Here is a 15,461-nt window from a genome sequence, read left to right on the forward strand (position 1 = left end):
ACCTGAAGTAACTGATTAATTAATCATAACGTCAGCTTTTCATTTCAAACCCTTCTTTTTTAAGCTCAGACAAAGCAGAGGCTACGTCTGGATTTGCTTTAGCAATTTCGCCTTCCAGGGTAAAGCGCCTGGGAGTGTCTTGATCTTGCCCATATTTGAAATTAATGGTGCCAATATTACGTCCCATACTTAGACCTGCACTGTTGCTAGCCCCGAGTAGCAATGCGGGCATATTAAAACCCTCGCTTTTACTAACACTCTGACTGACACTGATTGAACGGATGCGTAAGTTATTACGATCCTGGAAGAGCAGCGCAAGTTCTTCACGTCCCACCTTACCGTCCAGAATGGCTTTTTCCGTTTGGTCACGCAGGCCATCTTTGAGCTCCATCGAAACGCTTGCGCTGGTGAATGGTGAACTTTGCAACTTTTGGATAAGCGCCTTAAGTAAAGGGTTGTTAGCCATCATATTACTAATACGGGTTGCGCTGGTCGGCGGTAATGCTGCATTGAAATGATGATGTAAAATATCGAAAATGCCGTTTTCATCTAAACGAGAGAGGTTGGTGTATTGCGTGGTATGTTTGGCTGAACCTAATTCCATCATATTACTTTCTGCTGCCCGTTGGCGCTGAACTAATTGTTTCAGACTTCGCACTGCTTCATAACGGTCATCGCCAACGACATTATTATAGCTGAAATGTCGATCAAGGCTTTTCAGTTGCTCAGCCGGATCGGGATTTTCTTGATTTTTAAGAGATGAAAGTAATGTAGTACTCATACTGTCTTTAAAATGCTTACCTAACGTTGAAATTAGCTCGTCGATATCGTTTTGAGAGACGGGATCAGCATGTTTCATTTCAACGCTGATGCTTTGTGTCGTGCGATTATCCAAAGCCAGCGCTGCTGAAACATTAACTGACATAAATGCAGGGAAGGTTCCAGATTTTTTTTCTGGTTTTGTTGTTCCATCCTGACTGACGCTGGCACCGCGGATAAAATCATGAGCGACGCCCGCACTTAACGTAAGGTTGGCACCTATATTAGCAGAATTGAAAAATGTAGGCCGGTTGTCACTGGCCGAAACCGTATTCCCAAGCTGGCCGACTGTTGTACTGCGCTCGCTTCTGGCTGAAACAAGATTGGCTGAGGCGCTCAATCCTGTAGATGCACGGAAGGTGGCGGTATCGGGTTTGCTACCGTCGGCGGTGATATTGATACCGGCACGGAGATCTGACGCGGCCGAAACATCTATGTTAAAGACCAGTTTGCTCCCCTGTTTCATCTGATGCTCAATCCCTTTTTTCATCAGATCTACTGGGGTCAATGTGCCCTGAATCATCCCATTCAGAAATGAGGGAAGCTCATCTTCTGTGAGTTTAAAATTGAGGCTGTTTTGTAGCGTGCGCTGCATGTTGCTACTCAGGGTGGCACCGATACGAAAATCCGGGCTGATTTTATGTTTTTTGCTCAGCCAGTCACTGGCGTTTTCGGCGGTGGTTTGGGTGCCGGTCATATAAGGTAATAAATCATGTCCTGTAGAAACAGAGAGGGTTCCTGTCACTCCGCCGTCGCGGGCAAAGCTGACATCGAGTCCGCCATCAGTACGAGCAAACGTGAGATTATAAGCCCGATCCAGAGTGATGCCCGCGCCGGGTACAATCGGTACCGGTATTTTTTTTATAGTGGGAACAAAGGCCGTACTGAGGCCACCACTGTATGCACGACTGAAACTCATACTTTCACCCGCGTTCAGGGACAGAAGCGTATCCTTCAATTTCTTTTCCAGGCTGGCGTTTCCCTGGGTTTCCAGTACGGTGCGAGTGGTCAGGTTTACGCCATGATGCTCTTTTCGAAACGCGTTGATAAAAGCTTTTACCGCGTCGTAATTCGCCTCCAGTGCGGCATTATGGGTAAAGCCCATGTCGGTAAACTGTTTTACCGGGTTTGCTTCGTACTGGTTTTCACGCAGGGCCTCAAACTGTTGATGTAGCTGGGCTATCTGGCTGGGGTCGGGATTATGCCCCGATATCAGTGCTGCCTTATCTACAAACTCGTGCAACTCACCAAGGGTAACGACATCCAGAATAAGCCGGGATTTTGTCAGTGCGTTCTCATCATTAGGATCTCGCTGGCGTCCCAACGGTATATCACCTTTCTGGTGGCTCATATTGAGACCTGACGTGACAAAATGGCTTAGCAATTTTTGCAATTTACTTTGAGGGGACGGAGAGGCAGCACGAACGGCTTGCTCCAGACCTTTACTTAAATCCCTGCCAGAGCGGTTAACGTTAAAGCTTTGTATTGCCGCTTTACTGATCGGAGGTTTGAATTTTTCATTGATTTGACCGTTGCTGGTCAGTACGCCTTGATGCTTTCCTAGCAATATTGCTGCTTGTGTTGCGCTGTTTTCAAGTTCTTCACGGAATTGCTTTATGTTTTTAAGTAACGTCGCACCCTGCTCCCCAAAGTCCAGTGCGTCCAGTTTGCTTTGCAAATCCGTTTGCGCACCCTTGTTTCGTACATTTTGAGATTCCAGTTGCTTAATCAGCGCGCCTTGCATTTCATAGACGGCACTCAGGCCTCGCCGTCCTTGCCATCTGTGTTGAAGATTGTATGCAATATTTTTCAGAGGTCGCGGTGTAGCCATAGTAGGATTAAATATATAAGCACGCACCCTTTCAGCGAATTTACTCTTTATTTGTCGGTTTTCCCTCCCTGTCTGGCCGGCAAGCTGCGCTGAAGCCTGTATTGTTAGTCCGGTCCCCGGAATTAGCCCACCTTTCATATCCTGATTGAGTCTTGCAAATACACGCTGTGAATCGCGCAGACCGGTTTCTAATTGCGTGGGTTCAGATGCGTTTTGAGAATGCCATGTTTCACCTCTTAACTGGTAACGGCTGCCGTCGAGAAGTACTGCAACAGGATGAAAATGAGCGTCAGTTTCGATACGATCTATTCCGCTCTCACCTGGTGGCATTGTCAGTTTTTGCCAACCTCTCCCTGACTCACCCTGCTGCCAGTGTTCACGTGCCTGGCGAAATATCTCTCCTTCGCGGGTCACTGCATACAAATTCTGCTTTTTATCGAGATGAATATCTTTAAGAGTGCCGTTCAGCCCTTCCTGACTCAGGGTTCGCGCGGGACGTGCTAATTGCTGAGCGCCTGGTTTTATTTGAAAAGACCGGATATCGCCTTTTTCAGATAAGGCAAGATAATTATTCACGCCAACAACAGCGATAGCCTGCGCTTTATCCGTTTTATCCAACCCATGAAGTGCCGTTCCCGGTTCCGGTTTATTGCGAACATGAGGCAATGCGAAGAAGTTATCTCTGCCCTGGCTGATGGACGAGGTTGACTGATTAATATTCAGGCGCTTGACTTCACCCTCTTTCAGGATATATGCGCCACCGTCGAGTCCTTTTTTTAACTGCTGACAGCCCGCCTCTGCTTCTGTCCAGCCCCTGGTAAGCTGATCAAAATAGTGCACTTTGCCATCCTGCAGCGTCAGACTGCCTTCATGCCCCAGATTAATGATTTCATGAGGCGCAGGATTAATATTATTCAGCCCGAGCTGATTGTTTATGATCAGGGCATCACTCAAATTCCAGCCTGCATGAAACTGATTGTCGTCAGCCAGTGGGCAAGCATGCATCTGTCGGAAGCTATCTTTTACCAGCGCATTGACCTGTCCGTTGTCATCAGTAAAAAAACCTTCAATACGGTGATCGTGGCCAAAATATTGCTTAAGAACATTTTGCGACATGGGATTCATGGGCAACTCGCCATCTTTAATCTGTGATAGCTCGCCGCAGTATAATTTCCCTTCGCTGTCGGCAGCAAAAAGCCTGCCGTCCTTAAGCGCGATCGACTGGGTTTCAAGATGTGACTCACCACGCTGAAGCATTTGCATGGTGTCAGCCAGATGAAGACTGAACGCTATACGCTCACTGGAAACCGCATTTGCCGAAGGCATCAGACAAATATGGTGGGGACTTTCTGTATCAGTCAGAACAGCGACTTCCCCGTGCTCACTGACAGCAAATGACTTAATCTTGTCGACAAACCTTTCTGATACGTGATTATCGGAAAGGTTGTGAAGTGCCCGGCTATCCCGTACGGCGTAGAGTTTGCCATCCCCCTGAACGGAAAGCTGGCTATACGGTGTTTTATCCGACGTTTGCCACACTCCGACTTCATTATTTAAATAATGGATTTTGTCATCATGAATGCGGACCCATTGGTTTTTCTGGTTCATCTCCCCTGCTACAGAATGTCGCCAGATACCGCTGAGGTAAGCATGGTGGATTTCGCCGGGAGGATTGAGATGCAATACTTTCTGACCTTCAGCTCCCCTGTCCAGGATTAGTTTTCCATTATCATTTACCAGTTTAATCGGTTCATCACTGTTTTTGGACAACTGCATTTTTACCGTTGAGGGCAGGCTGTTATGAAAAACGCTGTAACCACCCTCATGACTTTTGAGGTCAAACAAGTGCCCTTGTTCATCCAGCAGCATATGATGGTTGCCCTCTGCGCTGGCTGTGTGTGCAACATAGTGTTGCCCCTCCTTGCCTAAGGTTTGTTCCAAAAGCGTATTCATTGCAGTGGGATTACTGTCAGCAAGCCGTAATTTACCTTTATCCAGCGTCAGGCTAAGCGGGCTGACCGGTGTATTTTCCAGAGGTGGTGGAGTCTGAAGCGGCTGTATTCTTCGGTTTGCCTCAGCTTCCGCGGTATTTTCTGCAATAGCGGGTAATGTAGGCCGGAAGCGGTGAAGGCTTGTCACATCCCGGCTTGTTTTTAGTATTCGTGAAGGATTTTCTCGAGCATCAAGATGCCGCTGCGGAAGCTGTTGTTCGGGCTGGGTTGCATCAACCTCTTCCGTTATTTCTGATGTTGTGGATGGAATGGCAGCTAAAGGCGCTCTCGCGTCCATGACTGATGATGTGGTAGCTCCCTGAGAAAATGGTCTCGTTTTGTTCAAGATGTTTTGACGCATCTGATTGAAATTCTTCAGTTGATGCTTAATATCGATGGCAGACGTTTCACGTGGGTCTGCCTTTGCGACAGGCTTATCGCGCATGTCTTCCACGCTGTGACGTCTTACACCGGGAGAACGGGTCAGGCGCGGGGAAGCGGCTGAAGGATGGGGGGCTTGAATCTCACCGTCCTGCTCTGGTTGTGCCAAAAAGTCACCCAGCGTGGGTCTCCGAATCCGACTGCTTTCCGGAACATTTGAGCCAGGGTTTGTGGGTTGGGCAGGGGCCTTTGTTGTTTTTTTAAATCCGAGAAAATTTTTTAAACTGAAGCTTTTATTTTTTTGCCGGGCAGCACCATTTTCACCATCAGCGGATAAATGCTGACGAATAGCGGGCATACTGGCAATGTTTTTACCCTCGCTGGCTAGCGTTCCGCCTGACGCCTGAGGGGCGCTGCTGCTGCTTCCCTGTTGCAGTGGCGGGATTGTAGAATTATTAGGATTTTCGACATTCTGAACGGTTGTTTTCTTTTCTGTTGCGTGCAAATTCAGTCTCATAATCCGCCCTCGCCATCAGGTCTTCGCAAAAAAACATTAATTATCTTTATGTGGTGAGTTTGCGTAGATAGTTCCACTTTGTTGAATAAAGCCTCAAGCGAAGGATGAACAGTGTTTCAGAACGTGTACGCAAAATTTTTTCCCTATAGTGAAATGATATTTATGGCGCGTGTTCTTATAACGATGAAATAAGGAATGCGTGAGAATGATGATTAGCGGTCCGAGGGGGGAATCATTGCTGGCAAGGGGCACCGGGCAAATCGTGAAGTAACATGATTTATCTACCCGGAAAGGCTTTCGCGGAGCCAGGATTTATTGCAGGTCCGTAAAATGGGCAGGCAGAAACTCCCTGCCTGCCTTATGGTGCTTTATGCCGCACTCAGTCTGGTCAGTGCCATATTGTTTATGGCATCTCCCGTCAGGGTGGCATCAATACCCATTGATGATCCGCCTGCGCCACGTGCCTGAAGGTTGATGTTGCCATTATCGCCAGCCATAGCGCTTTTGATGATGCCTTTGGCTTTATTAAATTGCTCCATGCTGGCAGGCGTCATACCGTCATCGTCTGGTTGACTCAGTGCTTCAGCCCAGGATTTCGTATCGGTCTTTACTGCCGAATCTGCGTTTTTTTGGTACTGGGGTTTGCCGAAGGTTTCGGGATATTGATCCATAAACTGTCCCACTTCCCTGGCCAGCGCGCGATCCTCTTTGTTAATAAAAGAGCGAGTACTGCTATCGCTATGTGTACCAATATTGTTCAGGGCCTCAATGCCCGCTTTCATACCGACACCGGTACCGATCGCATTACCCAACTGCTGAAAGTCAGCAGGACCACTCAGATCCTGTAACCCTTTTCCGCCCAGTCCATTACCGCCACCAAGCCCCATGCCTCCATCCAGTCCACCTTCGGAGCCGTTTCCAGCAACCTGGCTCAGGCCTCCTCCCATAAAGGCAGTCAGGGCATCCGTAACACCTTTTTTATATGCATTTTGCTCATCCTGAGAAGGTTGACGCCCTGCGTTGCCTCCCGATGCGCCATCCTGATCGCCAAACAGGCTTTGCGTAATATCGGCGAATATTTTCATCAACTGTTCCATCGGACTCATACCGGATGTTTGGCCAGCGCCTGACAGAGAATCATCACCCGTCTGGGTCGGATCAAGTCCTAGCGACGAACCAGCCCCCGTAGTACCTCCAGGTGAACCACCCGATGTTCCACTCAGCGTGTTCCCGGGTGCCGAGCCTGAACCACCGAAAGGTGAGTTCCCCAGGCCGCTTCCCATCCCAGTGCCTGAACCAAAAAGGCTGCTAAGGCCGCCGCCGCCCATCATGCTCATCATCATCATCATGCCAGTGAGGGCAGCTGCAAGCAGATCGATGCTTTCATTGTGACCTTTCCCCTCGCCCAGCCCTGGCTGGGAAAGTAATCCCAATCCGTCGGTACGTAAATCCGTTCCCATCAAACCATTATTGCCACCCAAAGTAACTTGTAGCGCAGATGTGCCCAGCGGACTCGTATTCATACTCATGTCCTCTTCCTCTTTGAATAAGTGATGATTACTTTGCATACGGAGCGCTATGTGAGTGTCCGGGCAAAGCTTTTATTAAGTGCCGCTATCGCGGTGCTGGTTCCTGTCTGAAATGAAAATAATCACACGTGATGGGGGAATTTGACGTTTACAGGGCGTGACTTTCGTTTGGGTCAGAAGAACGAAATTTGCAAATAAAAGCGGCACAGCGATGTGGAAAAAAGCTGTAAATACAAAGCGTAGTGGGTTAGCAGAGGTAGGTGGAAGATCATAAAAGATGAAAATTACTCAGATCCAGACTTCAGTTTCGATGCCGGCTAGCTGAAAAAGTTGTGCAATCTGATGCTTGTCATCAGCGCCCTCTTCCCTTAACTGATACCAGCAAGAAAGTATGTTCTCACTGTTCAAACAGAGATAACAGCCATCATAGTAATCCGGGTGCTGCGCGCGGCGGCGCAGCAATCGCTGAAAAATTCCGGGAGCCTGAAAAGGGGGATACAGGTTAAGCATCAATTCACGTCCATGAGTACCGCACAATACAACAAGTTCAACCCCCTGAAGCACTGTCCAGCGGCAGTTTTGTTGAAGTTTGAGCACGTCTAGCACAGCAGAAAGTGAGTTAACCTGAGGGCAAGTTTCATTCATTTACCGAGACCTGAGTATAGTCCGCAGCGTTGTTGCGTAAATCGGGTTGCCACCAGATAACCAACTGATGTGGGCTGGACTGTGGACGACAGTCTGAGGATGTACAGGACAACCCTTTATCCTGCCGCGAAGCGCAGCCAGCAAGTAAAAATGCGGTCACCAGAAGAAGGTAAGCAGAAGATTTAAGCATATATTTAGCCTTAACGATTTATCAGCGATTCTCGTGTCACAGCAATATTACGATGTGGTTGTAGGGCCATGTAAACTTCTGCCGATTCACCCGGTGCCAGGGAACTGTGCGGCCAGACAGCCACCGCCAGTGTCCGTTTGCCTGCGCAACTGGCTTCGTTAAAGCGCAGTGTGTTATGCGTGATATTGCGGACCACACCAACGCTCAGTCGTAAACTCCCGCTGTCGCTGCTGTACCACTGCCCGCGCGCGTTATCAAAAAGTATGCCCGGGGTGGACTGGCAAATATCGTTTAAACGTTCCCCCGATGCTTCTGCTTTAAAACCTGCGGGAGTTTGTCGTTCAGCCAGATCGCGCAGGGCATTTTCCACCATATCCTGCAGGTTAACGTTACTGTGACGACGTTCGACTCGCGCCATGGCGTCACTTAACTGCTGACGGTTATCTGCGGAGACATAGCGTGTGGGATCTGTTTGATCACCGATCAGACGCGGGGTAAGAATAAACAATCGCTCACGCTGAGAAATTTCATGCCGTGTTGACGTGAAAAGCCTCCCTAACCACGGAATATCTCCCAGCAAAGGAATCCGGCGGTCACGTTCACCACTTTCTTCGACATGGAATCCACCTAACACCAGGGCGCGATTTTCGCTTATTAATGCCTGGGTGCTAACCGTACCGCGTTTAACGCCGGTTGCCTGGCCGTCGTTGTTGGTTTCAACGTGCCCATCTTCAATATCAATCACTAACTGAATACTGGCATGGTCCTGATGGCCTACTGCACGCGGCGTGACCTGAAGACTGGTGCCTGCCGTGACTGGCTGAATATCCGCAACGCGTTCACCTGTTGCAGTAATGTAAGCGGTCTGGCTGAAATCAATGACAGCTGGCTGATTTTCAAGTGTCAGCACCGACGGGTTGGCGACAATCGATGCGGTACCTTCTCCTTCCAGAGCCTTAATATCGGCAAAAAAACGTTTAAAATCACTGACGAAAAGCGTACCGCTGCCTGACATTAGTGATGTACCGCCAGTTACGCCACCTAACGTTGCCTGCCAGTTTGCTTCCAGTCGATTAAGGGCGGTACGATCGATATCAATGATGACTGCATCAATTTCTACCAAATTTTGCGGTATATCGATCTTGTTAATAAGCTGCGCGTATTCTTCACGACGCTTATCATCATCCCTGATAAGTAATGCATTATTCCTTACGTCTGCAGAAATGCGGCCACTGAGATCGTCAACGCTGTTATTATCTCTGTCACCCGGTCGGTTAGTGTTGTTCGCGTGATTAGAGAGACGAGCCAGTAATGACTGGGTGTTTTGCATCATTGCAGCGTTATCCGCTCCCCCTATCGTCCCCTCAGCCCCGCTGGCGCTTACCGGCGCGGCACGCTTACCGTTCATCAACTCATTAAGCATTGTGGCGACACCGGGAATGACCAGCGTTTGATCCCGGTAATGAATAGTCCTGTCCGCAACCGAAGCATACTTAAGGGGAAAGGTCATCACCTTCCGCCGATCCTCTTTTTTCTGTCGCTGTTCGCTGAAACGTTTAACCAAAGACAGGTATTGTGGCGGACCTGTCACCAGTACCACCCCATCATCAGGTAGCTCACCCCAACCGAATCGGGGATCGAGCAGGCCAATACCACTTAAGGCCTGTTTAATATCAGGCGCGGCATCCGGGGAAATTTCGAGCCGCTCAGAGCTTTGTTCATCTTGTGGGCTAATGTAGAGAGTATTATTGTAAACGAACCATTGAAAACGGTGCTCCAGGGCTAACCGGTCCAGGAAAGCGCTTGCGCTGTCGGCGCGCATCTTGCCATTGACTTCCGTGTCTTCGATATTCCCCAACTGCAAATCAACTCCATGCCCGTCAGCAAAATCTTGAAGTAAAGTGGATAACATAGTGTGATCGGCGGAATAGGCGTAAGACTGGTCTTTCCAGTCAGACGGCGTCTGAGCACATAACCGAAACGTGGCGCACAGCACTAAGACCGCGCATATAACTCGCCAGCGCGATTGAGGTTCGTTAACCATGATCTCCCCTTGATAAAAAAGCCATGCTGTGTAATGGCACGGAACAATGGGTTATTGCTTTTTTTTGCAGTTTTTGTAGCAAACTCTGCCAGACATCTCGTTGATTAAGCAGAGATTCCAGTTGTTTAGCTATTTTTTCTGAGTGAGCCTCATGGAGACGCAAAATTAAGACCAGACTGTTATTTTGCAAGGCTAATGCGGCCGAATCCCGTCCGTAATGACGCAGTGCAGGGGCTGAGAGGCGCAATGCTTGCGCCAGAAACATTTCATCCAGCGGTACTTTATTTGTTAACTCAGCAAGCGCAAAAAGCTTCCCTCCCCGTTGCTGTAACCAGAGAAGACCATCATCGACCTTGCATTGATGGTCTTCGGCGGGGTTAGTCAAAAAAGATCGCACCCAGTGCTGCAATTTAGTTGATCTCGTTGATGAGGGCTTTGATTAAACCATGTTTGACGGTCAATTCTTGCGTGGCTGCCCAACTGGCACTGGAAAGGCCCATGCTGGCTTCAAAAAAGGCAAAACTGTCAGCTTGACTATACCCCTCACTGGCATTCATGGTGGCTTCGTCAAGCTGGTTTTTCGCACGTTCAAACTGATTGTCTAAACGCCGCTGAATCGAACTCAGTGATGACATACATACCCTCTCATTTTGGATGTTCCTGTCATTGAGTGGCAGAAAGTGCAAAACGGTTCCTTAAAAAATAGCTTTTTAAGGCGCTTGTTGTTCTACCGGACAAGGTTTTAATTGCTGCGAAGCCAGCTGCCAGTCGAGGTATAATTCACCCTGTGGTGTAACAAGTTTCAGGCTGTCTGGCGGAAGGGACTCTTCTGGCTGCAGTTGCCAGTTCAGGTGTGAATAATTTTCCAGCATTGTCGCAATGGACGCCTGTTGAGAGGGATGGCAGCACAGCGTAGCCTTATCTGTCTGCGTTTTTTCAAGCAACAATTGTCGCAGCAGTCCCTGGAGGCGCTGTGATTCAGGGACTTCCGTCAGCAACTGTTCCAGGGCCTGTTCCAGTACGACGTCCATCACTGAGAGCACGTCTGACTCCCACTGCTGTTGCTGCTTTTGCCAGTGCATGAACATCGTGTCTGCCCGCTTCCAGAACGCTTCCTCTGCACGCTGCCGAACCAACAGTGAAGAAGCTTCCGCTTCCTGTTCTGCGGCCGATATTATTTTTTCTGCTCGCTGATGGGCCTCCTGAATGATTGTCCTGGCCTGCTCCTGCACGGCGAGCTGATGCCGGGAGATCACTGGTGCGAGATCATCTTTGCCATTCACCAAATCAATATGTCTGCGTATCAACATGGGCATTCCTGCCTTGCATACCAGAGAACGGCCTGCCAGAGCGGTCGTAAGCGTTCGGGAAAGGTTTCAATGTGGTGCAGTTTTTCCATCTGATTTACACGCTCAGCATTAAATGCCAGACGCAGGCGCTGCCAGCATTCCGGGCCAGCGCGTAGACGCAATAACCATAAGCTCTTAAGATCTGGGCAACTGGCGGGTAAGTCTGTGGCTTGAGTAAGCCAGAGTCCAGGGCGCAGTCCCTGAGCAATGCGACGACACCAACGTTGTTGTGTTGGTTCGAGCAATGCGAGTGCGCAATCCCGCCAACATACTTCTGCAGCAAGTAACATTGCCAGTTGCCGTTGCGACATCGTCAGTTCCAGCCATGCCAAAATTTCAGCATCGACCGGTGCGACTTTATTATCTAGCTTCAACTGCTGGCAGATTTGCTTGTGGTGGGTCCTTGCCAGGGCACTAAGACGCGCCTCATCCAGGTCATAAAATGCCGCATAGCGCCAACTTTTATCGGCGGTTAACCAGCTGTCGATGCACCACCACCGTAGCCACCGCAAACGCGCATCGTCTGAAAAAGGCATATTACTCACCCTTTTCGTCCGACTCTGTTTTTTTACGTTGGTGATAGCGCCGCCAGTAGGGTAAGCCTACAGATGCAGCCACGGCCAACAGAATCAATGTACCGATAGTGCCACTCAACCAGGTTAACTGTGTCGCCCGCTGAGGCGTTACGGTAAAAGGGCCGAAAGAGACTTCCGATGGCTTATCCTGATACGTTCCCGCCGGGACAAAAACAATAGCCAGATCTTTGCCGGGCCGCCCAGCCAGCCCGGGTAGGCTGCTGGCTACCATTTGACGTATACGTGGTTCAATGACATCAGGATCGAGTTCAGGGCGATACTTAATAAATACCGCCGCACTGGCGGGTAAGATCGGTTCGCCCGGCGCAACGCGTTCCGGAAGCACCACATGCACCCTGGCCACAATCACGCCGTCAATTTGACTCAGTGTCGATTCTACTTCCTGCGACAGTGCGTAAATGTAGCGGGCACGTTCCTCAAGCGGCGTAGAGATAACGCCATTTTTCTGAAAAACTTCGCCCAGATTGGTGCGCGTGGGTCGTGGTAAACCTGCAGCGTCCAGAATATGCACGGCACGGTTCAGGTCTGCAGTATCCACCATTACAGTGATGCCATCTTTGTTCGTGTGTTTTTCAGCCTTGATGTGGTAACGACCCAGTTCCGCTGCGACTTCATTGGCATCGTTTTCCGTAAGACCATGATTGAGTTCTACCTGATCATTGCAACCGAACAACAGCAACACTGACATTAAAATCAATGATTTGAGAGGAAATTTAACCATGCGAATTATTGGAGATTCGTCAGTTTTTCTAGACTCTGGACACTCTTACCAATCAGTTTTGCATTGAGAAGGCTTTCCAGATAGTAAGATGATAAGGTGCGGTTAGCATCCATGACGCTTTTTGAGTCAATGCTGCGTGAGGCTTTAGCGAGAGCCCTGTCGGCCTGCTGAGATTCCTTGCTTGCCGCTTGCGTCAGATCAGTAAGTTTGTTTATCCATGAATGATTATCCGGAACATCAGCTTTCTTCGCAGGCGCCTGCAACGCTGTTCTAAACCATGAAGCATCTGCATTGCTGGTGTCCGCCAGACTGACGTCATTATTTTCAGAATTCATGACCAATGAAGAGGATGTGCCGGTATTAATTTTCATTGTTCGTCCTTATCTCTGGGAAGAAACGGGCGCAGCTTTAAAGCTGACGCCCGTTTTAATAATCAGAACTGAATGGCTTTTGCCGCATTATGACCGGAGTTGATTTCTTTGGTCGCAGAGTCCATTTTTCCATCCAGAATGGAGTTCTGAGTATCCATTTTCATTTTAGCTGCCTGGGCAACCGCAGACTCTGTCATAGAATCGCTCATGGCACCTTCCAGGGTTTTTGAAGCAAAACTGGTGGCACTCGACAGTGGACCACCAAGTCCCATAAGTCCGGTAAGAAGACCGCTCATAATTTTCTCTCCAGTTAATTAGGTTTATTCTCAGAACATTACATAATGTTCATGCTTTTAGTGGTGAGTCTTTTATTGCGGTTCCCTTTAATGAGATTTTTTTAATACGCCCGGATTAATCAGGTAGTCAGCTACGCCGTCAGGCAGGTATAAAGGCAGAACAGATATTAAGCTTCTTGCCGGGCTGGAAAAACGTATCGGCAAGAAGCTGACTATCAGACAATGATGCGTTGCGTTGTCACGTTGAGTAATTTGATACGGTGATAAAGCGTGCGTAGCGGCATACCTAACTCCATGGCGGCTTCATCAATGCTGTGCCCATGGCGGACCAGGCAGTCGTGAATCAGGCTTTTTTCAATGCGACGCAGTATCTCCTTCAACTGTGGCCCTTGCCGTTCGGCGTTCCGGGGAACGTTAAGGGGGGGTAATCCCAGCGTAAAGCGTTTAGCCGCCGTTTTAAGTTCACGAATATTTCCCGGCCAGCTGTAACTAAGTAAATATTCACAAAGTTCCTGCGTGATTTCCGGCGGCGTGCATTGCATCGTTGTGGCCGCCTTAGCAATGAAGTGACGAAACAGTGGGATAATAATTTCAACCTGTGATCGCAGAGGCTGTAGCTGAATCGAGACAGTATTTAGCCGAAAATAAAGATCGCGGCGGAAAGTGCCCTGCTCAACCAGCGTCAGTAGCGGCTTCTGCGTCGCTACAATGACGCGCATATTTACCGGGATAAACCGGGTACCGCCAAGGCGCTCTATGCCACGGTTTTCGAGTACTCGCAGTAATTTGGCCTGCAGGGATAATGGCATGCTATCGATCTCGTCGAGAAACAGAATGCCGTTATTTGCTTCTTCGATGTAACCCGCTCTGGCTTGCACAGCACCGGTGTAAGCTCCGTTGTTGACGCCAAAAAGTTCACTCTCAGCCAGCGTTTCCGGAATGGCTGCACAGTTAACCGCTACCAGTCTGCCTGAGCACCCTGAAAGTCGGTGGATCTTACGTGCCAGAGTATCTTTTCCCGTTCCGGTTTCACCTTCCAGAACAAGATCGATTTCCAGCGGTGCTACAGTTTCAATGAGTGAAGCTAATGAATCGTGGATATCGACAGGTTGCTCTTTCGTGAATGAGATATGCTCTCCCAATTCCGGATGTGGTCGGAATGAGTGCTCATTATTTTCAATATTCATAAAAAGTTGCCCCTCACTTATCCCTTTCATCTGACATCATCGCAGTTAACAACATACTTAGAGCCAATAGCTGAATTACATTTAATTACAATCACTATTCTTATGTTTACGAAGTGCTTACAGGGGCATAAGAAATACCATGTCAGCACAGATAAACCATCGTCATATGCTGATATCGGGTAAGGAATTGATGGAGGATTGTAAGGATTTCCTTACTAACCCTGTGTGAAATGAAAACGGTTACATAAAATTTTTAGGCATAACGTGCTGTTTAAAAAGATTTTTTTGTAACCTGTTGAAATGATTAAGTAATAACGGTGGGTAGCATTAATTTGTAAATTAAGAGCAATCCTAAGAGATTAAATGATGGCTTATCGCGTATTTAACAATGTCAGCATTGGTCTTAAACATCATTTTTTCCATCAGGCGGGCTTTATGCGTACTGACGGTTTTGTTACTGATTGCCAGAGCTTCTGCGATACTGTTAACTCCTTCTCCTCTGGCCAGCTTCAGCATAATTTGCATTTCTCGCGCAGTAAGCTGTTGATGAAGTCCTTCATTCGCACTCATATTTTCATTAAAGACAATTTGCTCGGCGAGCATTTGGTCAATAAAACGCTGTCCGCGCGCTACGCGATGAATGGCAGCCAGCAGGGTTTCAGGATCGTTATCTTTTGTGATGTAACCCAGCGCGCCACATTTAAGTACCCGTCGTGCGATCTGTGGCTCACTGTACATCGTCAGGATAAGGATTGGCAGTTGAGGGTATAGCGAGTGAATGCGGCTGATCAGCTCTTCTCCGCACAGTCCAGGCATACACATATCTAACAGTAAAAGATCGACCTGCTCATTACGCAAACCTTCCATGACCTGTGTACCGTTTCCTGCTTCGCTCACTACCACCAGACGTTCGTCTAACGAAAAAATTTGCTTTAGTCCTTCGCGCATGATGACGTGGTCATCCACAATCATTATTCGAATCGTGTTATCCATA

At 48.6% G+C, this 15,461-nt stretch carries 14 protein-coding genes; all 14 read right to left on the minus strand.

The genetic code is table 11. From position 1 onward, the window contains the following. Positions 1–31 precede the first annotated feature (31 nt). Complete coding sequence (locus C7434_RS17545) at positions 32–5,539, minus strand: AvrE-family type 3 secretion system effector (RefSeq protein WP_133745732.1); 5,508 nt, start codon at positions 5,537–5,539, stop codon at positions 32–34. A gap of 368 nt (positions 5,540–5,907) precedes the next feature. Beyond that, a complete protein-coding gene (locus tag C7434_RS17550) occupies positions 5,908–7,068 on the minus strand; it encodes a harpin HrpZ family protein (RefSeq protein ID WP_033742583.1) in 1,161 nt (386 codons plus the stop codon). 288 nt (positions 7,069–7,356) lie between these two features. Further along, positions 7,357–7,713, minus strand: a complete 357-nt coding sequence (hrpV, locus tag C7434_RS17555) for an HrpV family type III secretion system protein (protein ID WP_033742582.1) — start codon at positions 7,711–7,713, stop codon at positions 7,357–7,359. Continuing rightward, a complete protein-coding gene (gene hrpT / locus C7434_RS22240) occupies positions 7,706–7,903 on the minus strand; it encodes an HrpT family type III secretion system protein (RefSeq protein WP_133745733.1) in 198 nt (65 codons plus the stop codon). Before hrpT ends, hrpV begins: the two co-directional genes overlap by 8 nt. Positions 7,904–7,913: 10 nt before the next feature. Beyond that, positions 7,914–9,947 carry a type III secretion system outer membrane ring subunit SctC gene (sctC, locus tag C7434_RS17565; protein WP_133745734.1) on the minus strand — a complete coding sequence of 678 codons (2,034 nt, stop codon included), beginning with the start codon at positions 9,945–9,947 and terminating at the stop codon, positions 7,914–7,916. Beyond that, a complete protein-coding gene (locus C7434_RS17570; RefSeq protein WP_226374663.1) occupies positions 9,940–10,332 on the minus strand; it encodes a type III secretion system chaperone in 393 nt (130 codons plus the stop codon). The genes sctC and C7434_RS17570 overlap by 8 nt, the downstream gene beginning before the upstream one ends. Positions 10,333–10,357: 25 nt before the next feature. Then, complete coding sequence (locus C7434_RS17575) at positions 10,358–10,582, minus strand: serine kinase (RefSeq protein WP_033742579.1); 225 nt, start codon at positions 10,580–10,582, stop codon at positions 10,358–10,360. Between the two features lie 75 nt (positions 10,583–10,657). Continuing rightward, the gene (gene sctL / locus C7434_RS17580; RefSeq protein ID WP_033742576.1) at positions 10,658–11,257 is read right to left on the minus strand and encodes a type III secretion system stator protein SctL; all 600 of its coding nucleotides are present in this window, start codon (positions 11,255–11,257) and stop codon (positions 10,658–10,660) included. Continuing rightward, positions 11,251–11,832, minus strand: coding sequence for a type III secretion system protein (locus tag C7434_RS17585; RefSeq protein WP_217271732.1), 582 nt, complete (start codon positions 11,830–11,832; stop codon positions 11,251–11,253). Before C7434_RS17585 ends, sctL begins: the two co-directional genes overlap by 7 nt. 1 nt (position 11,833) lies before the next feature. Next, positions 11,834–12,613 (minus strand): type III secretion inner membrane ring lipoprotein SctJ, encoded by a 780-nt coding sequence (sctJ, locus tag C7434_RS17590; protein WP_033742572.1) that lies wholly within the window; start codon positions 12,611–12,613, stop codon positions 11,834–11,836. A gap of 5 nt (positions 12,614–12,618) precedes the next feature. Then, positions 12,619–12,984, minus strand: a complete 366-nt coding sequence (locus C7434_RS17595) for an EscI/YscI/HrpB family type III secretion system inner rod protein (protein ID WP_133745735.1) — start codon at positions 12,982–12,984, stop codon at positions 12,619–12,621. 62 nt (positions 12,985–13,046) lie between these two features. After that, positions 13,047–13,256: an Hrp pili protein HrpA gene (locus tag C7434_RS17600; protein ID WP_033742622.1), complete on the minus strand. Its 210-nt coding sequence runs from the start codon at positions 13,254–13,256 to the stop codon at positions 13,047–13,049. Positions 13,257–13,495: 239 nt separating this feature from the next. Then, positions 13,496–14,467, minus strand: coding sequence for a sigma-54 dependent transcriptional regulator (locus C7434_RS17605; protein ID WP_033742565.1), 972 nt, complete (start codon positions 14,465–14,467; stop codon positions 13,496–13,498). Between the two features lie 351 nt (positions 14,468–14,818). Next, entirely contained in the window at positions 14,819–15,460 is a 642-nt protein-coding gene (locus tag C7434_RS17610) for a response regulator transcription factor (protein WP_033742563.1), read from the minus strand. Position 15,461: the final 1 nt, after the last annotated feature.

Origin of the sequence: Pantoea sp. PNA 14-12, from assembly GCF_004364735.1 — a bacterium.
Lineage (GTDB): Bacteria > Pseudomonadota > Gammaproteobacteria > Enterobacterales > Enterobacteriaceae > Pantoea > Pantoea stewartii.